This is a genomic window from Escherichia albertii, assembly GCF_028622335.1.
GTDB classification, from domain to species: domain Bacteria; phylum Pseudomonadota; class Gammaproteobacteria; order Enterobacterales; family Enterobacteriaceae; genus Escherichia; species Escherichia albertii.
This window is the reverse complement of the sequence record NZ_CP117568.1, coordinates 2485747-2507106: the sequence shown is the minus strand read 5'-3', so window position 1 is coordinate 2507106 and position 21360 is coordinate 2485747. Positions and strand designations below refer to the sequence as shown.

21 protein-coding genes are annotated in these 21360 nt (G+C 51.6%); 9 read left to right on the top strand and 12 right to left on the bottom strand.

The genetic code is table 11. The features are described from left to right. The first annotated feature begins 3 nt into the window (after window positions 1-3). The 3 genes from PS053_RS12260 to PS053_RS12250 are packed head-to-tail and all read left to right on the top strand — an operon-like array spanning window position 4 to window position 2769. Entirely contained in the window at window positions 4-357 is a 354-nt protein-coding gene (locus PS053_RS12260; protein ID WP_025238205.1) for a DUF2620 domain-containing protein, read from the top strand. A gap of 11 nt (window positions 358-368) precedes the next feature. Then, window positions 369-1673 (top strand): YhfT family protein, encoded by a 1305-nt coding sequence (locus PS053_RS12255; RefSeq protein WP_000366884.1) that lies wholly within the window; start codon window positions 369-371, stop codon window positions 1671-1673. Window positions 1674-1683: 10 nt separating this feature from the next. Further along, window positions 1684-2769, top strand: coding sequence for an aminotransferase class I/II-fold pyridoxal phosphate-dependent enzyme (locus PS053_RS12250; RefSeq protein WP_256879174.1), 1086 nt, complete (start codon window positions 1684-1686; stop codon window positions 2767-2769). A 101-nt stretch (window positions 2770-2870) separates the two neighbouring features. Here PS053_RS12250 and PS053_RS12245 read toward each other — a convergent pair whose 3' ends face one another. The 6 genes from PS053_RS12245 to tsgA form a co-directional block, all read right to left on the bottom strand. Next, complete coding sequence (locus PS053_RS12245; protein ID WP_001031839.1) at window positions 2871-3038, bottom strand: YhfL family protein; 168 nt, start codon at window positions 3036-3038, stop codon at window positions 2871-2873. Between the two features lie 266 nt (window positions 3039-3304). Next, window positions 3305-4678, bottom strand: a complete 1374-nt coding sequence (gene cysG, locus PS053_RS12240; protein ID WP_000349879.1) for a siroheme synthase CysG — start codon at window positions 4676-4678, stop codon at window positions 3305-3307. 18 nt (window positions 4679-4696) lie between these two features. After that, on the bottom strand, window positions 4697-5503 hold the full coding sequence (gene nirC, locus PS053_RS12235) for a nitrite transporter NirC (RefSeq protein ID WP_000493565.1): 807 nt from the start codon (window positions 5501-5503) through the stop codon (window positions 4697-4699). A gap of 129 nt (window positions 5504-5632) precedes the next feature. Next, window positions 5633-5959: a nitrite reductase small subunit NirD gene (gene nirD, locus PS053_RS12230; RefSeq protein ID WP_000084764.1), complete on the bottom strand. Its 327-nt coding sequence runs from the start codon at window positions 5957-5959 to the stop codon at window positions 5633-5635. Further along, complete coding sequence (gene nirB / locus PS053_RS12225; protein WP_000049231.1) at window positions 5956-8499, bottom strand: NADPH-nitrite reductase large subunit; 2544 nt, start codon at window positions 8497-8499, stop codon at window positions 5956-5958. The genes nirD and nirB overlap by 4 nt, the downstream gene beginning before the upstream one ends. A 257-nt stretch (window positions 8500-8756) precedes the next feature. Then, window positions 8757-9938, bottom strand: coding sequence for an MFS transporter TsgA (gene tsgA, locus PS053_RS12220; protein WP_000185223.1), 1182 nt, complete (start codon window positions 9936-9938; stop codon window positions 8757-8759). Window positions 9939-10201: 263 nt separating this feature from the next. Here tsgA and ppiA point away from each other — a divergent pair, with 263 nt between their 5' ends. The 5 genes from ppiA to argD all read left to right on the top strand — a co-directional run bounded on the left by ppiA (window position 10202) and on the right by argD (window position 13539). Continuing rightward, window positions 10202-10774 carry a peptidylprolyl isomerase A gene (gene ppiA / locus PS053_RS12215; RefSeq protein ID WP_000477229.1) on the top strand — a complete coding sequence of 191 codons (573 nt, stop codon included), beginning with the start codon at window positions 10202-10204 and terminating at the stop codon, window positions 10772-10774. A gap of 104 nt (window positions 10775-10878) precedes the next feature. After that, on the top strand, window positions 10879-11046 hold the full coding sequence (locus tag PS053_RS12210) for a YhfG family protein (RefSeq protein ID WP_000736860.1): 168 nt from the start codon (window positions 10879-10881) through the stop codon (window positions 11044-11046). Next, window positions 11036-11638, top strand: a complete 603-nt coding sequence (locus PS053_RS12205) for a putative adenosine monophosphate-protein transferase Fic (RefSeq protein ID WP_001280617.1) — start codon at window positions 11036-11038, stop codon at window positions 11636-11638. Before PS053_RS12210 ends, PS053_RS12205 begins: the two co-directional genes overlap by 11 nt. Before the next feature lie 31 nt (window positions 11639-11669). Continuing rightward, window positions 11670-12233 (top strand): aminodeoxychorismate synthase component 2, encoded by a 564-nt coding sequence (gene pabA, locus PS053_RS12200; RefSeq protein ID WP_000601842.1) that lies wholly within the window; start codon window positions 11670-11672, stop codon window positions 12231-12233. Window positions 12234-12318: 85 nt separating this feature from the next. Beyond that, entirely contained in the window at window positions 12319-13539 is a 1221-nt protein-coding gene (gene argD, locus PS053_RS12195; protein ID WP_000190010.1) for a bifunctional acetylornithine/succinyldiaminopimelate transaminase, read from the top strand. A 109-nt stretch (window positions 13540-13648) separates the two neighbouring features. On the opposite strand, the gene PS053_RS12190 is transcribed toward argD, so the two are convergent. Together PS053_RS12190 and crp are read right to left on the bottom strand one after the other, a co-directional pair. After that, entirely contained in the window at window positions 13649-15739 is a 2091-nt protein-coding gene (locus PS053_RS12190) for a YccS/YhfK family putative transporter (RefSeq protein WP_000269301.1), read from the bottom strand. A 50-nt stretch (window positions 15740-15789) separates the two neighbouring features. Continuing rightward, the gene (crp, locus tag PS053_RS12185) at window positions 15790-16422 is read right to left on the bottom strand and encodes a cAMP-activated global transcriptional regulator CRP (protein ID WP_000242755.1); all 633 of its coding nucleotides are present in this window, start codon (window positions 16420-16422) and stop codon (window positions 15790-15792) included. A 301-nt stretch (window positions 16423-16723) separates the two neighbouring features. Here crp and PS053_RS12180 point away from each other — a divergent pair, with 301 nt between their 5' ends. After that, on the top strand, window positions 16724-17128 hold the full coding sequence (locus tag PS053_RS12180; RefSeq protein WP_001148906.1) for an OsmC family protein: 405 nt from the start codon (window positions 16724-16726) through the stop codon (window positions 17126-17128). A 54-nt stretch (window positions 17129-17182) separates the two neighbouring features. Here the strand turns inward: PS053_RS12180 and PS053_RS12175 are convergent, their stop codons facing one another. The 4 genes from PS053_RS12175 to PS053_RS12160 are packed head-to-tail and all read right to left on the bottom strand — an operon-like array spanning window position 17183 to window position 21253. Further along, on the bottom strand, window positions 17183-18052 hold the full coding sequence (locus tag PS053_RS12175) for a phosphoribulokinase (protein ID WP_001274674.1): 870 nt from the start codon (window positions 18050-18052) through the stop codon (window positions 17183-17185). Window positions 18053-18105: 53 nt separating this feature from the next. Further along, on the bottom strand, window positions 18106-18324 hold the full coding sequence (locus PS053_RS12170) for a YheU family protein (RefSeq protein WP_000907085.1): 219 nt from the start codon (window positions 18322-18324) through the stop codon (window positions 18106-18108). Beyond that, window positions 18318-19340 carry a hydrolase gene (locus PS053_RS12165; protein ID WP_044709567.1) on the bottom strand — a complete coding sequence of 341 codons (1023 nt, stop codon included), beginning with the start codon at window positions 19338-19340 and terminating at the stop codon, window positions 18318-18320. The genes PS053_RS12170 and PS053_RS12165 overlap by 7 nt, the downstream gene beginning before the upstream one ends. Then, on the bottom strand, window positions 19340-21253 hold the full coding sequence (locus tag PS053_RS12160; RefSeq protein ID WP_256879173.1) for an ABC transporter ATP-binding protein: 1914 nt from the start codon (window positions 21251-21253) through the stop codon (window positions 19340-19342). Before PS053_RS12160 ends, PS053_RS12165 begins: the two co-directional genes overlap by 1 nt. Window positions 21254-21360: the final 107 nt, after the last annotated feature.

Below are 21360 nucleotides of genomic sequence, written 5' to 3'. Positions count from 1 at the left end.
CTCATGAAAAAGATTGGCGTTGCAGGCTTACAGCGTGAGCAGATTAAAAAAACCATTGAAGCGACGGCTCCTGGCTGTTTTGAAGTTTTTATTCACAACGACATGGAAGCTGCGATGAAAGTGAAATCCGGGCAACTGGATTACTACATAGGTGCGTGTAATACCGGCGCGGGCGCGGCATTGTCGATTGCCATCGCGGTGATTGGTTATAACAAAAGTTGCACCATCGCTAAGCCGGGAATTAAAGCGAAAGAGGAACATATCGCCAAAATGATCGCCGAAGGAAAAGTGGCGTTTGGCCTTTCCGTCGAGCATGTCGAACACGCGATTCCGATGCTGATTAACCATCTGAAATAAAAGGCGCGATTATGGATCTGTATATTCAGATTATCGTGGTGGCGTGCCTGACGGGTATGACATCGCTTCTGGCACATCGCTCGGCGGCTGTATTCCATGATGGTATTCGCCCGATCCTGCCGCAATTGATTGAAGGTTATATGAACCGTCGCGAGGCGGGGAGTATCGCTTTTGGTTTGAGTATTGGTTTTGTGGCTTCGGTGGGGATCTCCTTTACCCTTAAAACGGGATTGCTTAACTGCTGGCTGCTGTTTTTACCTACCGATATTCTTGGTGTGCTGGCGATCAACAGTGTGCTGGCGTTTGGTCTTGGCGCGATGTGGGGCGTGTTGATTCTGACCTGTCTGCTACCCGTTAATCAGCTACTGACGTCTCTTCCGGTAAATATGTTGGGCAGTTTAGGGGAATTGAGTTCGCCAGTGGTTTCTGCGTTTGCGCTCTTTCCGTTGGTCGCAATTTTTTACCAGTTTGGTTGGAAACACAGCCTGTTAGCTCTGGTTGTGGTGTTAATGGCGCGGGTGTTAGTGGTGCGTTATTTTCCGCATATTAATGCCGAATCGATTGAGATCTTTGTTGGGATGATCATGCTGCTGGCAATCGCCATTACCCATGATATTCGTCATCGCGGCGAGAATGGTATGGATGCCAGCGGGCTTTCTGTTTTTGAAGAGCGAACGTCACGGATAATTAAAAACTTGCCCTATATCGCTATCGTAGGGGCGCTAATTGCCGCCGTAGCGAGTATGAAGATTTTTGCCGGAAGCGAAGTGACCATCTTTACCCTCGAGAAAGCGTATTCCGCTGGGGTGACGCCTGAAGAGTCACAGACGCTTATCCATCAGGCTGCGTTAGCTGAATTTATGCGTGGTCTGGGGTTTGTTCCGTTAATTGCTACCACTGCGCTGGCCACAGGTGTATATGCCGTAGCTGGTTTTACCTTTGTTTATGCTGTCGGTTATCTGGCGCCGAATCCGTGGATCGCCGCCCCGTTGGGCGCGCTGGTCATTAGTGCGGAAGTGCTGTTACTGCGTTCGATCGGCAAATGGCTGGGACGCTATCCGTCGGTGCGTAATGCGTCGGATAACATCCGTAATGCTATGAATATGCTAATGGAAGTGGCGCTGTTAGTCGGCTCTATTTTCGCGGCGATTAAAATGGCGGGTTATACCGGATTCTCTATTGCCGTGGCGATTTATTTCCTCAATGAATCGCTGGGACGCCCGGTACAGAAAATGGCGGCTTCGGTGGTATCGGTCATGCTTACGGGGATTATCCTGAATATTCTTTACTGGCTCGGTTTGTTTGTTCCGGCATAAGGAGGCGCATATGGAGACGTTTCCTCTACAAAGCCTGACGTTCGCCGAGGCACAGCAAAAGCAGTTTGCGCTGGTGGACTCGATTTGCCGTCACTTTCCGGGCGCCGAGTTTCTGACCAATGGTGATTTAGGATTAATGCCGGGGCTGAATCAACCACGTATTACTCAACGTGTAGAGCAGGTGTTGGCTGATGCGTTTCATGCGCAAGCGGCAGCGCTGGTACAAGGTGCCGGCACAGGGGCGATTCGTGCCGCGCTGGCGGCTTTGCTCAAGCCGGGACAGCGTCTTCTGGTACATAACGCGCCTGTTTATCCGACGACACGGGTCATCATTGAGCAGATGGGGCTGACGCTTATTACTGCCGATTTCAATGAGCTGTCAGTGCTTAAACAGGTTGTCGAAGAGCAACAACCTGATGCCGCGTTGGTACAGCATACACGTCAGCAACCGCAGGACAGCTATGTACTGGCAGAGGTACTGGCAACATTGCGTTCAGCGGGTGTTTCAGTGCTAACCGATGACAATTATGCAGTGATGAAGGTGACGCGAATCGGCTGTGAATGCGGGGCGAATATCTCAACATTCTCCTGCTTCAAGCTGTTTGGGCCAGAGGGTGTTGGCGCGGTGGTAGGCGATTTTGATGTTATTAGCAGGGTTCGCGCCACGCTCTACTCTGGTGGCTGTCAGATCCAGGGCGCACAGGCGTTAGATGTGTTGCGTGGCCTGGTGTTTGCTCCAGTGATGCATGCGGTGCAGGCGGGAGTTTCTGAACGATTACTGGCTTTACTTAATGGTGGCGCGTTGTCGGACGTTAAAAGTGCAGTTATTGCCAATGCGCAATCGAAAGTGTTGATTGTGGAGTTTCATCAGCCGATTGCCGCCAGAGTTCTGGAAGAAGCGCAGAAACGTGGTGCGTTGCCATATCCTGTTGGTGCGGAGTCAAAATACGAAATTCCGCCGCTGTTTTACCGTCTTTCTGGAACGTTTCGTCAGGCGAATCCGCAATCAGAACATTATGCGATTCGCATTAACCCGAACCGTAGCGGTGAGGAGACAGTGCTGCGGATATTGCGCGAGAGTATTGCCAGTGTTTAATTGATGTGAATGGTAGTTTCGGCAAAAAGAAAAATACGCCCTCAGAAAATCCTGAGGGCGTTGGGTAATTAAATCGGTATTAATCTATTTCTGTCAGAGGTTTATTTTGCAGTTGGACCACAGCCACCAATGATTTTAGAAATAGAAATTGCCGGGTGCAGCAAGTAGTCATAAGAGCAGGTCTTATCACGGTTTTCAATATGACCAGTACATGCTGTTAACGTCGCCAGTACCGCACCTACCAGTGTTACCTTAATAAATTTGTTCATATACATTCCCTATGTATTATATATTAATATCCATCGATAATATGAATATAAGCAGACCGCTCACTGAAAACGATACAGGAATATCTATTATGCGTCAGTGAGGGAATAATAATATTCAGCCTGATTTTGTAATTCACTGTAACGAGAAATATAACAGGTAAAAAACAAATGACGTATGTTAAATAAAAACCTTTCTTCTGTTGAATATAAAAATGTTGTAAATAAAAAAGGCCAGAAAGATCTGGCCTTGATTGAATTTGTATAGATTAATGGTTGGAAAACCAGTTTAACTTTTCGCGCAGACCAACAACCCGCCCAATAATAATCAGCGATGGGCTATTCATTTGTTGCGCAAGTTCAGCTAATTGCATGAGCGTACCGTCAATCACGCGTTGTGTTACCGCTGTGCCGTTTTCGACAATCGCCACCGGCATTTCGCCGGGCATTCCATGTTCAATGAGTTTTTGCTGAATGGTCGCGGCCTGACTCAACCCCATGTAGAACACCAGCGTCTGTTTTTCGGCCGCCAGATTTTCCCAGTCCAGCTCGCCACCGGTTTTTAAGTGCCCGGTGATCAAACGTACGCTCTGGGCATAATCGCGATGCGTTAGCGGAATACCTGAATAAGCAGAGCAACCGGAAGCGGCGGTAATGCCCGGAACCACTGAGAACGGAATGTTTGCGTTGCACAGTGTTTCCAGCTCCTCGCCGCCGCGTCCGAAAATAAACGGATCGCCGCCTTTCAGACGCACCACGCGTTTACCTTTTTGCGCTTCCCGCAACAGGATCTGGTTAATCTCTTCCTGCGGTACGCAGTGGTATCCCGCGCGCTTGCCGACGAAAACACGATCCGCGTCGCGCCGTACCAGATTCATAATATCGTCAGAAACCAGGCGGTCGTAGACCACTACATCGGCCTGCTGAATTTGTTGCAGACCTTTCAGCGTCAGCAGCCCGGCATCGCCAGGACCTGCGCCAACCAGCACCACTTCACCGCGATGATCGAGCGGCTCGTTGAGTAACTGTTCGGTGGTTTCGGCGATGGCTTTCTGGTCGTTGTTCGCCAGCGACTGTGCCAGACGGTCATTGACGAACAGTTTTTCCCAGAAACGGCGTCGTTCCCCCATGGTGGCGAACTGTTGTTTCACCCGACGGCGTAACTGTCCGGCATATTTCGCTACCTGGCCCAGATGCAGCGGCAGGAGGGATTCCAGCTTTTCACGTAACAGTCGCGCCAGTACCGGGGAGGTGCCGCCAGAGGAGACCGCCACCATCAATGGCGAGCGGTCGATAATCGACGGCATAATGAAGCTGGCGGCTTTCGGCGCATCGACCACGTTACAGAAGATACGACGAGATTCAGCGGCCTCGCTGACGCGCTGGTTGAGCGCGTCATCATCGGTAGCTGCAATCGCCAGCCAGCAGGTGTCGAGAAGGCTTTCATCAAATGGCCCTTCGACGAGGGTTAACATGCCTGCATCTGCCCATGCGGTAAACTGCGGAATAAATGCTAATGCATTTACTGTTAGGCGAGCGCCCGCGTCCAACAGCAACCTTGCTTTGCGTTCCGCGACATCACCACCGCCGACAATCAGACAGTCGCGATCGCGTAATTGGCAAAAGATAGGCAAATGATCCACGTAAAAACCCCTTAGTGATTAACCGGCAGCCGTTTCAGTTTGATTAAATTTGTCCGCAACCGGACGATTAGCCTTCGGCGTAGCATACCAATAACCCAATCCCATGAATACGGCGCCAGATAAAGTATTACCCAGCGTCACCCACAGCAAGTTATGACCAATGCCTGCCAGGCTATAGGCTTCACTGTGGTTGCCGAACCAGGAGAGGGCGAACAGCGTCATATTGGCAACTGAGTGCTCGTAACCAGAAGCGATAAACGCCAGCAGACACCACCAGATAGCGATAAACTTCGCAGCGCCTTCAGTACGTAACGCCATCCAGATTGCCAGACAAACCAACCAGTTACACAATGCGCCTTTGAAGAACAGCACCATTGCGGGGGCGGTGGTTTTAGCCAATGCGACGGAATGAACGATGCTGGTATCTACCGGCAGAAGGCTGCCGCCGCCCCAGCTATAGAGCATGGCAACAAAGACAGAACCGACCAGGTTACCCAGCCAGGTTTGCGGCAGGATTGCCCACATTTGCCCGTGACTGATGGTGCCTGCTTTCACCCCAAAGGTGAGGAACATGGTATGCCCGGTGAACAGTTCAGAACCGGCGATAATCACCAGCGTTAAAGCGATACCAAAGGTCGCGCCCATCACCAGAGGGCGAACAGATGGATCGAGCAAATTGCCGAGCGTGAAAATCAGGATGATCCCAAGACCCACATACGCGCCCGCCATAGCGGAGCTGACCCAAAAGCCGAGCGGGTTATTTGCCGACAGGCGTGCAATGCGCGCAGCATTAGCCGCACACTTATTAATAGTGTCTGTAAACATTTGATTATCCTTAAATAATAAAAAAAACAAAAAATAAAACAAAATAAAGCTAAATAAGATCCTGCATTGTTGGTTATCACTTTGCAGGATCATGCAAAAAGGGGAGGCATTGCGCCTCCCGTTAAAACATTAACCACGTAGCTGCACTACGCCGTCTTTCACTCGTGCTTCGTAATGCTTGACGGAAAACTGTTCGTCCTCCATGCACAAGCCGTCGCTTAAGCGAAAACGCTGTTTTTTCAGCGGACTGGCCACCCACAGCTCGCCCTGGTGTTCCGCAATCAGCCCGCGTGACAGCACGCTGGATTCGAAGAACGGATCGATGTTGCTGATCGCAAACACCTGGTCGCTGTGATATGGGCGGAAAATCGCTACCTGCTCGTCGCCTAACAGTGCGCAGACGCCGGTTTCAGGCAGGATGTCATCGATTTTGCAGATGTCTTTCCACTGGCTCATGCGTTGTCCTCCACCAGAGTTACCGGGATACGTTCATACGGCGTTGCCGGACGGTGCTGTTCGCGCTCTGGCACCATCTGCACGTTCGGGTCACGCTTATCACTGTTGATGAAGTGTTTGAAGCGAGTCTGTGCGGACGGGGTATTGACCGTTTCAGTCCACTCACAAACTACCGCTTCACGCAGGCGCGCCATCTCTTCTTCCAGATGTGCATTCAGTCCCAGTTTGTCGTCAATGATTACTGATTTCAGGTAGTCGATGCCGCCTTCCAGACTTTCTAACCACGGTGCGGTACGGGTCAGTTTGTCGGCAGTACGAATGTAGAACATCATGAAACGGTCGAGATATTTGAGCAGTGTTTCACGGTCGATATCCGCCGCTAACAGATCTGCATGACGTGGTTTCATCCCGCCGTTACCGCAAACGTACAGATTCCAGCCTTTTTCAGTGGCGATGATACCCACGTCTTTGCCCTGGGCTTCAGAACATTCACGAGTACAGCCAGAAACACCGAACTTGATTTTGTGCGGCGCACGAATGCCTTTATAACGATTTTCCAGTTCCACGCCGAGGCCCACGCTGTCGCCAACACCGTAACGACACCAGGTGCTGCCCACGCAGGTTTTCGCCATACGCAGCGCTTTCGCATAGGCATGACCAGTTTCGAAACCCGCTTCAATCAGCTGACGCCAGATTTCCGGCAGATCATCTTTCTGTGCGCCGAACATGGCGAGACGCTGAGAACCGGTAATCTTGGTGTAGAGATTAAATTCACGCGCGATACGACCCACTGCCATCAATCCTTCCGGGGTGATTTCACCGCCCGGAGAACGCGGGATCACCGAGTAGGTGCCGTCTTTCTGGATATTAGCGAGGAAGTTGTCGTTAGAATCCTGCAGCGGAGTATGTTCCGGCTTCAGAATGTATTCATTCCAGCAGGAGGCCAGCAGCGAACCGACGGTCGGTTTACAAACTTCACAACCGTAACCTTTGCCGTGTTTCGCCAGCAGTTCTTCAAAGGTTTTGATGCCTTCAACGCGGATCAAATGGAACAGCTCCTGACGCGAGTACGCAAAGTGTTCGCACAGATTGTTGTTAACTTCGATACCCTGTTTCGCCAGTTCAGCATTCAGCACCTGAGTAACCAGTGGAATACAACCACCACAGCCGGTACCGGCTTTGGTTTCTGCTTTCAGCGCCGCAACGGTATGGCAGCCTTTGTTGATAGCCGCAATCAGGTCGCCTTTGGTGACGTCGAAGCAGGAGCAGATTTGTGCGCTGTCCGGCAGTTTATCAACACCGATGGACGGTTTACCGCTGCCAGAGTGCGCTGGCAGGATCAGGGAATCCGGGTTTTCCGGCAGTTCGATAGCGTTCAGCACCAGTTGCAGCAGGTTACCGTAGTCGCTGGTATCGCCCACCAGTACCGCACCGAGCAGCGTCTTGTTGTCTTCGCTGACAATCAGGCGTTTGTAGATCTCTTTGCTTTCGTCGAGGTAAACGTAGCTACGAGCGCCCGGAGTACGACCATGTGCGTCGCCAATACCGCCAACATCTACGCCCAGCAGTTTCAGTTTGGCGCTGAGATCGGCACCTTCAAAGGCGTTTTCGTTACCAAGAATATGGTCAACAGCCACCTGCGCCATTTTGTAACCCGGCGCAACCAGGCCATACACGCGGTTGTTCCAGCTTGCGCATTCGCCGATAGCGTAGATATCGGGATCGGAAGTCTGGCAGGCGTCGTTTATGACAATCCCCCCGCGCGGCGCAACATCCAGACCACATTGGGTGGCCAGTTTATCGCGTGGACGGATACCAGTAGAGAAGACGATAAAGTCAACTTCCAGCTCGCTACCATCGGCAAAGCGCATAGTTTTACGCGCTTCGACGCCTTCCTGCACAATCTCAAGGGTGTTTTTGCTGGTGTGCACATGGACACCCATGCTTTCGATTTTGCGACGTAGCTGCTCACCGCCCATCTGATCAAGCTGTTCAGCCATCAGCATAGGGGCAAATTCGATAACGTGGGTTTCGATACCTAAGTTTTTCAGCGCGCCAGCGGCTTCCAGACCTAACAGGCCGCCGCCGACAACCGCACCGCGCTTGCTGCGACGGGCGCAGGATTCAATCGCGTTGAGGTCTTCAATAGTGCGATAGACAAAGCAGTCCTGGGTATCAGAACCTTTGATTGGCGGGATCCACGGATACGATCCGGTTGCCATGATCAATTTGTCATAGTAAACGGTACGTCCGGCGCTGGAGTGGATCACTTTCTCCTGACGGTTGATGGTGATTGCGCGTTCGCCGACCAGAACTTTAATGCCGTGTTTCTCGTAAAAGCCTTCGCGCACCAGCGACAGCTCTTCGGCGGTGTGGTGAGAGAAGTAAGACGAGAGGTGTACGCGGTCATAAGCGATACGCGGTTCTTCACAGAAAACGGTAATATCAAAGTTAGCCGCATCAGATTTATCAAGAAGATCTTCGATAAAGCGATGGCCGACCATACCGTTACCGATAATTGCGAGTCTGACTTTGCTCATTTTTGCCTCGATTTCTTTTTTATTACCGCCTACCTTAACGATTCAGCTACCCCGCTTATTGATGTAAATCAAATTCACCTTTATATACTCCTTAAGTGGTATATTGCTGATTTGTATGAATTTTCTTAAGTCACGGAATTGTCTGACATTTCGTGTTTATGTAAAAAACACACAATTAGAGCGGGGATATATAGAAAGCCTGGAGATGAGGAGAGAGGTAAAAGCCGGACGACGAAAGCGGCGCCCGGCATTGGCTATTAATGAGAGGTTAAAGAACTATGCTGACGGTGACGGCTGACAAAACCTAACAGGAAGCACATCACGAATACCACAGCATACAGACCATTTGCGGTAAGCAGCGCCGCCTGTGGGCCGCTATGCTCGACAATCGGACCGGTAACCACAAAGGTCAGCATGGTGCCGATGGTGCCGCAAGTCAGGATAAAGTTAACCAGTTTTGGCGACGGTACTTTAGTCTGCTGGGAACCGAGAGTAATGATGGTGGTATAGATCGCGCTGGAGAAGAAGCCCAGCGCGAGAATGGACCACGCCATGTGCGCAGGCGTTCCGGTATTAAATACATACATCAGAATCGCAGCCAGACCTGCCAGAACGGTCAGAATACGCTGCAGGTCAAAGAAACGCAGGATAAAGCTGAAGGCCCACATGCCGACCATGTACGACATCCAGAAATTGCTCACCAGCGTACCCGCATCGTTCAGGCTCATTCCCAGACCTTTAGCATATTCCGGCACCCAGGAGATAAAGCCTAACTGACCGAGGATGTAGCACAGTGCGGCAATAGAGAGAAACAGTACGCCGATCCCCCATTTTTCTTTCGCTACCGGCGCGTCAGTTTTTGGCGCATGTTTACCCAATGCCGGGAACTCACAGCCGAAGGTCAGAATAAAAATAGCGACATACACCAGCCCGATGCAGGCATAAACCCAGTACCACTCAATGCTACGCGCCAGCAGGAACGCGGCGATCATCGGAAAAATCATCCCAGCCATACTGAAGAAAGAGTCGGTAAACAGTAGACGAGAACCGCGCTGACGCCCTTCATACATTTGTGTTATGAGGAACGTGCCGATAGACATAGTGATACCGCTAACCACCCCAAGGATGAACATCGCCGCTGAGAACAGCGCCAGACTGTGGCTAAACATCAATCCAGCAACCGCCAGCACCATCAGGAGAAAACCAAAACGTAACTGCGTTTTCAGCGGGACGATTTCCATCAGCCAGGCGTTGAGGAAGATAGAGATTAAAATGCCGGCATTGAGGAAGGTGAAGGTGTTACTCATGCTGGAAACGGGCAGATTGAAATAATCGGCGATATTTCCCATCACCATCCCGGTGACAATAACCAGCGCACCGGTCAGTGCGTAGGAAAGAAAGCTAATCCATGTGAGCTTGATGCGATTGCTGTTAGTCATGATTGGCCTGTGTTCAGAAAGATAATGGCATAGCGGCTATGCCGCGAGCGGGCGATTTTAGGTGATTTTGTGATCTGATTAAATGTTTTATTGCAATCGGTTGCTAAATTACATTGCCTGCGTGATTTTGATCACGTATTGAAAAGTGATCGTCAGGTTACATATATTTCAGGTACGTAAAATTAGGTAAAGGGATGGCCTTGTCATTGAAGGCTATTTAGAATCTCTTCACTTGCTTTTTTCTGCTCTGTAAAGGAATTTTCATGTTCAAATCGACCCTGGCAGCTATGGCCGCTGTTTTCGCTCTTTCTGCTCTCTCTCCTGCAGCGATGGCCGCGAAAGGGGATCCGCACGTATTGTTGACAACCTCTGCTGGTAACATCGAACTGGAGCTGGATAGCCAGAAAGCACCGGTGTCAGTGCAAAACTTTGTCGATTATGTGAACAGCGGTTTTTATAACAATACGACCTTTCACCGGGTGATCCCTGGTTTTATGATTCAGGGCGGTGGATTCACTGAGCAGATGCAGCAGAAAAAACCGAATCCACCGATCAAAAATGAAGCCGATAACGGCTTGCGCAACACTCGCGGCACCATCGCTATGGCGCGTACTGCCGATAAAGACAGCGCGACCAGCCAGTTCTTTATCAACGTTGCCGACAATGCCTTCCTCGACCACGGTCAGCGTGATTTCGGTTACGCCGTCTTTGGTAAAGTGGTGAAGGGTATGGACGTTGCCGATAAGATTTCCCAGGTCCCGACTCATGACGTTGGCCCGTACCGGAATGTGCCGTCAAAACCGGTAGTTATCCTTTCCGCTAAAGTCCTGCCGTAATCATTTCTCGCGCGGGCAATATTGTCCGCGCATTTGCTCTCCCGGCGTAACCCGGATTTGCCGCTTATACTTGTGGCAAACGGACACGTTCAGGGAGGCATCAAGTGAAGAAACTCACCGATAAGCAAAAGTCCCGTCTCTGGGAGCTTCAGCGTAATCGTAATTTCCAGGCCAGCCGTCGTCTTGAAGGCGTTGAGATGCCATTAGTCACTCTTACTGCCGCAGAGGCTTTGGCGCGCCTTGAAGAGCTGAGGAGGCACTATGAGCGATAAATTCGGCGAAGGGCGCGACCCGTATCTCTATCCTGGCCTCGACATCATGCGTAACCGACTGGATATCCGCCAGCAGCAGCAACTGGAGCAGGCCGCTTACGAAATGACGGCACTGCGTGCGGCGACTATCGAACTTGGTCCGCTGGTGCGTGGTTTACCGCACTTATGTGTTATTCACCGCCAGTTGTATCAGGATATTTTCGACTGGGCGGGCCAACTGCGTGAAGTCGATATTTATCAGGGAGATACACCGTTTTGCCACTTTGCTTATATCGAAAAAGAGGGGAACGGCCTGATGCAGGCTCTGGAGGCAGAAGGGTATCTGACTGGTCTTGAGAAAGAGATGTTCGTTGAGCGACTGGCGCATTATTATTGTGAAATCAACGTGCTGCATCCATTTCGTGTTGGAAGCGGTCTGGCGCAGCGCATCTTCTTCGAACAACTGGCGATTCATGCCGGATATCAACTGAGCTGGCTGGGTATCGAAAAAGAGGCCTGGAATCAGGCGAATCAGAGCGGGGCCATGGGTGATCTCACCGCATTGCAGACGATATTTAGCAAAGTGGTAAGCGAAGCCGGGGAATCTGAGTAAAATAGCGCGGTTCTTTCGTACCGGAGCTGCCATGATCCTGCTTATTGATAACTACGATTCTTTCACCTGGAACCTCTACCAGTATTTTTGCGAACTGGGAGCTGATGTGCTGGTTAAGCGTAACGATGCATTGACGCTGGCAGATATCGACGCCCTTAAACCGCAGAAAATTGTCATCTCGCCTGGCCCCTGTACGCCCGATGAAGCCGGGATCTCCCTTGACGTTATTCGCCACTATGCCGGACGTTTGCCGATTCTTGGTGTCTGCCTCGGTCATCAGGCAATGGCGCAGGCATTTGGCGGCAAAGTTGTGCGCGCCGCAAAGGTCATGCACGGCAAAACTTCACCGATTACGCATAACGGTGAGGGCGTATTTAAGGGGCTGGCAAATCCACTCACCGTGACACGCTACCATTCGCTGGTGGTGGAACCCGACTCATTACCCGCGTGTTTTGAAGTGACTGCCTGGAGCGAAACCCGTGAGATTATGGGAATTCGCCATCGCCAGTGGGATCTGGAAGGCGTACAGTTCCATCCAGAAAGTATTCTCAGCGAACAAGGGCATCAACTGCTGGCTAATTTTCTGCATCGCTGATTTGTGGTTGCTATCGGGTGATTTTTTATGCATATTTTGTGATTATAATTTCACATTGGTTTATGCGTAACAGGGTGATCATGAGATGGCAACTGAACAAACAGCAATTACACGTGCGACTTTCGATGAAGTGATCCTGCCGATTTATGCACCGGCGGAGTTTATTCCAGTAAAAGGTCAGGGCAGCCGAATTTGGGATCAGCAGGGCAAGGAGTACATCGATTTCGCGGGGGGGATTGCGGTGACGGCGTTAGGCCATTGCCATCCGGCGCTGGTGGAAGCGTTAAAAACCCAGGGGGAAACGCTATGGCATATCAGTAACGTTTTCACCAATGAACCGGCGCTGCGTCTTGGGCGTAAACTGATTGAGGCAACGTTTGCCGAACGCGTAGTGTTTATGAACTCCGGCACGGAAGCTAACGAAACAGCCTTTAAACTGGCACGCCATTACGCCTGTGTGCGCCATAGCCCGTTCAAAACCAAAATTATTGCCTTCCACAACGCTTTTCATGGTCGTTCGCTGTTTACCGTCTCGGTGGGCGGGCAGCCCAAATATTCCGACGGCTTTGGGCCAAAACCGGCAGACATCATCCACGTTCCCTTTAACGATCTCCACGCAGTAAAAGCCGTGATGGATGATCATACCTGCGCGGTCGTTGTTGAGCCGATTCAGGGAGAGGGCGGCGTGACGGCAGCGACGCCAGAATTCTTGCAAGGCTTGCGCGAGTTGTGCGATCAGCATCAGGCATTATTGGTGTTTGATGAAGTGCAGTGCGGGATGGGGCGGACCGGCGATCTGTTTGCCTATATGCACTATGGCGTGACGCCGGATATTTTGACCTCTGCGAAAGCCTTAGGCGGCGGCTTCCCGATTAGCGCCATGCTGACTACGGCAGAAATTGCTTCTGCGTTTCATCCGGGTTCTCACGGTTCAACCTACGGCGGTAATCCGCTGGCCTGTGCGGTGGCGGGCGCGGCCTTTGATATCATCAATACGCCGGAGGTGCTGGAAGGTATTCACGCGAAACGCCAGCGTTTTGTTGACCATTTGCAGAAGATAGATCAGCAGTACGATGTGTTTAGCGATATTCGCGGTATGGGGTTGTTGATTGGCGCTGAGCTGAAACCACAGTACAAAGGTCGGGCGCGTGATTTCCTGTATGCGGGCGCTGAGGCTGGCGTCATGGTGTTGAATGCCGGCCCCGATGTAATGCGCTTTGCACCGTCGCTGGTGGTGGAAGACGCTGATATCGACGAAGGGATGCAACGTTTTGCCCGCGCCATGGCGAAGGTGGTTGGGGCGTAAAACGGACCCAGGCCTGATAAGACGCAGCTTGCGTCGCATCAGACAAAAGGTGTCGGATGCGGCGTGAACGCCTTATCCGACCTACGGTTTGCTCCAGGCAATGAATTGATTACGCCTTCGAATCCCGCAACTTGCGGTTCAACCAAATCCCGTGATGCGGTCGCTGTCGCCACGCCATCGACGAAATGGTGTGCATGGTGTTCAGATGACCAATAACCCGCTGTAAATGCTGTTCCAGCGTACCTGCCGCACCTTCGTGCGGCTGCATCTCCGGCGCATCCATAATATTGGTATCGCCAGAACTTCCCGGTTCGTCATACTCCAGCCGCTGTTGACAACGCTGAATGGCAATTTCACAAGACTGCAAATATTCTTGTGCCAGCTCCGGCGGTAATGTCCGATGTTCCCGCGCCAGTGTAGTCATGGCATTAATATGCTCAACAATAAACTGACTGTGCGTTACCCACAGTTTCATATCGGCCAGGTAATGGCTGTTAAATGCGGGTTCCTGCATCGCCTGATTTAATGAGTTATAGAGGGTGTTATGCGCTTGATTCACCCGCATTCGCTGCCAGGCCAGTGGTGTAGGTTGTGGATCTTTACTCAGAATCAGACGAATCGCTTCCTGATAGGTTTCTAAAGCATCATGGGCGTTTTTCCGCAATAAGCCGCTCTGCCATTGCGGCCACAGCCAGACCGTGCCACCGAAAGCAATCAAACAACCAATAATGGTATCGATAAGACGAGGAATGATGTACTGCTCGCCGTTCAGCCACAGCAATTGCAGGGTATACACGGCGGTAATGGTAAAACCGACCGTCGCCCAGCCGTAGTTTTTGCGCAATATCAGATAGCTGGCGAGCGTGGTGAGTAGCATCAGCGTCAGGGTGTAGCCTTCCGGTATTTTGAAGTGCAGCGCCACGCCTGCAATGATTAACCCAACGACAGTTCCGACGGAACGATTCACAATCCGCAAGCGAGTCGCACCATAGCCATTTTGCGTTACCAGCAACACGGTCATCAGGATCCAGTACGATTTCGGTAAATGCAAAGCAGTTCCCATCAAGCTGGCAACGCTTAACATCACGCTCAGTCGTCCGGCATTACGCAACGCCGGAGACTTCAATGAGAGATAGCTTTTCAACGCCGGGAGTAAAGGCATCCGGCGTTGTTTATCGGCCAACAGGTCGCGAGCATAAAGCGGCCTTTGCGTACGCAACACGCGGGCAATGCGACTGAAATGCCAGTAACAGAACTGCCCTACGGGGTTATCCGGGTGCTGGCGGGCAATTTTCTCCAGTGCGCCAATTTGCTTTTCCATCGTAAAACGTGTTGGCAGGCGATGGTAAAGAATGTCATCAGCCAGTACGCGCAGACGAGTGGCGACGGTTTGCGCATTCCAGCGGATAACCTCTTCAGCATGGCTACGCTCGACCAGCTTTTGCACCTCTTCAGGTTGATGCAAACTGACCGAAATATGCTCCTGTAAGTCCAGCGCTTCCTGGAAAATACGCAGCATCCGCTTGTAATCGGTATTATTTTGCGCGGAAAGCATATGCATTTGCTGATAGCACTGGGTAATTAAATCAACGGCTTTTTGCTGGCGCACCAGCAGCGGCGGCAATGCTTTTTCAGGATCGGTATGCTGGGTAAGCAGGCTATATTTGGCTTCGCAATAATCTGCCAGTTCACGGTACAGCAAGCTAAGTGACTCGCGTAGCGGTTGTTCGCGCCAGAGCCAGAACCAAAACCAGTTGAACAGCCCGTACCAGAGCGTGCCTAATGCGTAGATAAGCAACGGTTCCCAGACTGGCATGTATCCTGCCAGACTTAAGGTAAAAATGGCAGCCAGCAGCGATGCGGGGAGTAATTTAGCGTGTAAAGGCCCCAGTTCGGCAGTGACGCCAAGCATCAGGGTTAACCCGGTCAGTAGAAAGGGTAGGGGAACATCTTTTGTCAGTAAGAGTTGCGTCAGCAAACTACAGGTAGCAAACAGAGACGCGCCAATGATTAAGCGTTTGAAAAAACGTTTGTGGGGAGTATCAAGCCCCGCGATGTTACAGCAGGCAGGAACCAGGGAGAAGAGAAGACCAAATCTTAACTCACCAAGCATTAACCCAACGGCCACGGGCAAACATAGCACCAGCGTTTGGCGTAGTGCATAGTTGATATCGGGATGATAAATCAGTCTGCGCCACATCGGGTTAAACAAAATGGCGCGCTATTCAGTAACGCGCCACTCCGACGGGATTAACGGGTGCCGTAAACGACGATGGTTTTACCGTGTGCGGAGATCAGATTTTGATCTTCCAGCATCTTCAGGATGCGCCCTACGGTTTCACGGGAACAGCCGACAATCTGACCGATTTCCTGGCGAGTAATTTTGATTTGCATACCGTCCGGGTGAGTCATGGCATCAGGCTGTTTGGCCAGATTCAGCAGCGTCTGCGCGATGCGACCTGTAACGTCAAGGAACGCCAGGTTGCCCACTTTCTCTGAAGTGACTTGCAGACGACGCGCCATCTGTGCAGAGAGACGCATCAGAATATCCGGGTTTACCTGAATCAGTTGGCGAAATTTTTTGTATGAAATTTCAGCCACTTCACAGGCTGTTTTCGCACGTACCCATGCGCTACGCTCCTGGCCTTCTTCAAACAGGCCCAGTTCGCCAATAAAATCACCCTGATTCAGATAGGAGAGGATCATTTCTTTACCCTCTTCGTCTTTGATCAGCACTGCCACAGAGCCTTTAACGATGTAGTACAGCGTTTCCGCTTTTTCACCCTGGTGAATAAGCGTGCTCTTGGATGGGTACTTATGAATGTGGCAATGAGACAAGAACCATTCGAGAGTCGGGTCTGTTTGCGGTTTGCCAAGCACCATGCGCGGTTATCCTCTGTTATAAGCTTTCTCCAGAGCCAGATAACGCCGCTGTCTCTGGATTGCCGAAATATGCTTCCCGCTACCTGGGAAGGGGCTATCAACTGTACTGCACGGTAATGTGACGTCCTTTGTATACATGCAGTACATCAATGTATTACTGTAGCATCCTGACTGTTTTAGCATAGCTTTCGCCTTGTGTCTCCTGGTGTCTCGCTTCAGCATGACCCAGGTCGCCTTCCGTTGCGCGATTTGGTCAGTACGCGTACTCTGTCAGGAAAATTGATGCAATGGAGTTCCAATTATGCAAGCGCGTGTGAAGTGGGTCGAAGGGTTAACTTTTCTGGGCGAATCCGCCTCTGGTCACCAGATTTTAATGGACGGCAATTCTGGCGATAAAGCCCCCAGTCCGATGGAAATGGTGTTGATGGCGGCAGGTGGTTGTAGTGCCATTGATGTGGTGTCTATTCTGCAAAAAGCGCGTCAGGATGTGGTCGATTGTGAAGTAAAACTGACCTCTGAACGCCGCGAAGAGGCGCCACGCCTGTTTACGCACATTAATCTGCATTTTATTGTCACTGGTCGTGACTTAAAAGACGCAGCGGTTGCGCGTGCGGTGGATCTCTCAGCCGAAAAGTATTGCTCGGTGGCGCTAATGCTGGAAAAAGCAGTGAATATTACCCATTCGTATGAAGTGGTTGACGCGTGATTTCATGATTAAAGTATGAAGCCGGATAATATTCTATCCGGCTTCAAAAGTGAGTTACTCGATTTTCTTCCCTTCCATCAAGCGTTGTACCAGCGGCAGCATAATTAACTCCATTGCCAGACCCATTTTGCCGCCTGGCACTACTAATGTATTGATGTGAGAAATGAATGAACCCTGCAACATCGCCAGCAGCCAGGGGAAATCAATACCTTCCAGATTACGGAAATGGATCACCACAAAGCTTTCATCCAGCGACGGGATACCTTTTGCCGCGAACGGATTTGAGGTGTCGACAGTGGGAACGCGCTGGAAGTTAATATGGGTGCGGGAAAACTGCGGCGTGATGTAGTTGATATAGTCTTCCATTGAACGCACAACTGAGTCCATTACCGCCTCTCGTGAGTGCCCGCGCTCGCTGGTGTCGCGAATGAGCTTTTGAATCCACTCAAGGTTAACGATAGGCACCACGCCGACCAGTAAATCCACATGTTGCGCAACGTTATGCTGTGGCGTGACTACGCCGCCGTGTAAACCTTCATAAAACAGGACATCAGTGGGTTCCGGCAGCGGTTGCCACGGAGTGAATGTCCCCGGCACCTGATTCCACGGTACCGCTTCATCGTAGGTGTGCAGATATTTACGAGATTTCCCTTTACCGCTCTGACCGTATTCAATGAAGGTCTGTTCCAGCAGGCCGAAATCGTTAGCCTCGGGGCCGAAGTAACTGATATGCCGCCCGGCATCGCGCGCTTTGCGGATCGCCATGTCCATTTCCGGGCGGGTATAGCGGTGAAAACTGTCGCCTTCCACTTCGGCTGCATGCAGATTTAACTGCGCGAATATTTTGCGAAACGCGAGGCTGGTGGTGGTGGTCCCCGCGCCGCTGGATCCTGTTACCGCAATGACCGGATGTTTGGCAGACATAGTAACTCCATGACTTAGCTATCATTATTATCTCGTCCGCCGACGGTTGCAGGTTATTCGCGAAACTGACTGCGCGGCATGATATTGACCGTTTCGTGCAGTTCCGACCACACCAGCACCGCTTCTCCGCACTGTAGCTGGCGTTTGACGTCGGCGACTTTCTGTTCAAGTGTGCGCTCATGTTCACCATAATCGGTGCCTTCACGTAACACAAAGCTTTCAATTAAATTTTCCAGCGTTTCGGGGGAGAGGTCTTGCCAGGGAATCAACATGATTTCGCCTCCAGATACGTTGATAACCAGTCAGGAATGCGTGACTCGAGCCACATTTTCGGGTGGAATAACGTACCGCCAATGAAGCCGACGTGACCGCCATGTTCAGTCAGTTGATACTCCACCTGAGGAGGTAAATTTTCCGGTTTCGGGATCACCTGATGATCCATAAACGGATCGTCTTTGGCGTGAATAATCAGCGTCGGTTTGGCTATCCGATTGAGCATCGGCATGGCGCTACATTGACGATAATAGTCGATAGCGTCAGCGTAGCCGTGAATTTTGGCGGTGATCAGATCGTCAAATTCACGAATGCGACGTACCGATTTTAACTGCGCGAGATTAATCGGTAGCGTACCGGGGTAGGCCGCCAGTTTGCGCGCAGCATTGGCTTTTAACAGGTTCAGCAAGTAACGCTGATACACGCGGGAAAAGCCCTTTTCCATATGATAACTACAGGCTTCCAGCATAAACGGCGCGGAGACAATCACTGCCGCATCAATCGGGAGATCATTGCCTTCTTTAGCCAGCAAACAGGCCAGCATATTACCACCGAGCGAATAGCCGACGGCAGCCGTTGGCGCATGACCAAACTCGCGTTGCAGCCAGCGTAAAAACCAGTTGGCGTCTTCGGTTTCTCCCGAATGGTAAATGCGGTGCATACGGTTTGGTTCACCGCTGCAGCCGCGAAAATGCATCACCACGCCCAGCCAGCCGCGCTTTTTCGCCGCCTCGACCAGACCATGCGCATAAGGGCTATTGAGGCTGCCTTCCAGCCCGTGAAACACAACCAGACGCGGTTTATATTGCGCCTGTGCGGGATCTTCACTCCACGCGAGATCGACAAAATCGCCGTCGGGCAGTTCCAGCCGCTGCCAGTACGGGGTGAATTTCACCTGACGACGAAACAGACGCGGCAGCATGGTTTGCAGATGGCAATTACTGAAACCGCGCATGGGGGTGAACTCAGCACTGCTGCTGGCGTCGTTGAGATCGGTTGCCGTTATCTGCGCCATCAGTTGCTTTGGCCTTCCTGCAGCATCTGCTCAAGTTGTTCCTGGGCTTCCAGCCACGCCATTTCACACTCTTCCAGTCTGGATTTGGCGCGGGCTTGTTGTTGCAGGCAGTCGGTCAGTTCTGCTTTACGGCTCTGGTCGTACAGTTCGCTGTCGGCAAGTTTCTCTTCCGCCTGCATCAGTTGCGTGTTTAGCGCCTCCATCTCTTTTTCCAGACGAGCAATCTCTTTACGCAGGGGCTGAGTTTGCGCACGTAATTCTGCTTCCCGACGCTTCTGATCTTTACGCGCCTGGGCGCTGTTGGCGTTCTCTTTCGGCGCTTCGTCGGTTTGAGTTTCCTGTTTTTGTACGTCGCTCAACCACTGTTGATAATCTTCCAGATCGCCGTCAAACGGTTCGACTTTACGATCGTGAACCAGATAGAGATCGTCAGTAGTGGAACGCAGCAAATGGCGGTCGTGCGAAACGACGACCAGCGCGCCTTCAAATTCGATCAACGCTTCGGTGAGTGCCTGGCGCATGTCGAGGTCGAGGTGGTTGGTCGGTTCGTCGAGCAGCAACAGATTCGGACGTTGCCAGACGATCAGCGCCAGTACCAGGCGGGCTTTTTCCCCACCGGAGAAGCGGCGCGTTTCTTCCGTTACTTTATCGCCCTGGAAACCAAAGCCGCCGAGGTAATCACGCAGTTTTTGCTCCAGCTCTTGCGGCGCTAAACGTGCCAGATGTTGAATAGGTGATTCGTCGGCGCGCAGATACTCCAGTTGATGCTGGGCGAAGTAGCCGAGTTTGATCCCTTTCGCCAGACCAATTTCACCGCTGACTGGCGCCAGCTCTCCAGCTAACAGTTTGATTAATGTTGATTTACCTGCGCCGTTGCGGCCTAACAGACCAATGCGCGAACCCGGTACCAGATTCAGTTTTATCGAATCGAGAATAATGCGATCGCCATAGCCTGCGCTGACTTTTTCCATCTTCAACAACGGATTTGGCAGGCTTTCCGGTGCGCGGAAGCTAAAGCGGAACGGGTTGTCGACGTGCGCGGGAGCAATCAACTCCATACGCTCGAGCATCTTAATGCGGCTTTGGGCCTGTTTTGCTTTAGTGGCTTTGGCGCGGAAACGATCGATGTAACTTTGCAGATGTGTCACGCGCTCTTGCTGGCTTTCGTACATCGCCTGTTGTTGCGCCAGACGGGTAGCGCGCTGTACTTCAAAGGAGCTGTAGTTACCGGTGTACTCGAACATATTTTGCTGTTCGATATGAATGATTTTATCGACGATCGGATCGAGAAAGTCACGGTCGTGGGAGATCAGGATCAATGTACCCTGATAGCTCTTCAGCCATTTTTCCAGCCAGATAACGGCATCGAGATCGAGGTGGTTTGTCGGTTCGTCGAGCAGCAGTAAGTCTGAACGGCAAATCAGCGCCTGAGCGAGGTTAAGGCGCATACGCCAGCCACCGGAGAAATCGCTCACCGGACGCTCCAGTTGCTCATTGCTGAAACCGAGGCCGTGCAGCAGGCTGGCGGCGCGGGAACGAATACTCCACGCGTCGATAGCGTCCAGCTTGCCGTGAATGGTGGCAATGGCGTGCCCGTCGTTACGTTCGTTGGCGTCGTGGAGTTGTGCTTCCAGTTGGCGATATTCGCGGTCGCCATCAATGACATATTCCAGCGCTGCTTGGGGTAGTGCAGGTGTTTCCTGATTCACCCACGCCAGTTGCCAGCTACCAGGGAAGGTGTAGCTGCCGCCGTCGGCGCTGATTTCATTTTTCAGCAATGCGAGCAGGGTAGATTTACCGCAGCCGTTTTTACCCACCAGGCCGACTTTCTGACCAGGGTTAATGGTGGCGGTGGCATTATCCAGCAGGACGCGCACGCCGCGACGAATTTGTAACGAGGAGAAAACAATCATAAGGCGCCGTATGTTCAGACTATGTTAAATTATCATTATGATAATGTAGTGTATGGGCGAGCTGCCGCACCGGGCGCAATGGTAGCCCAAAACAGCGACGCGACACA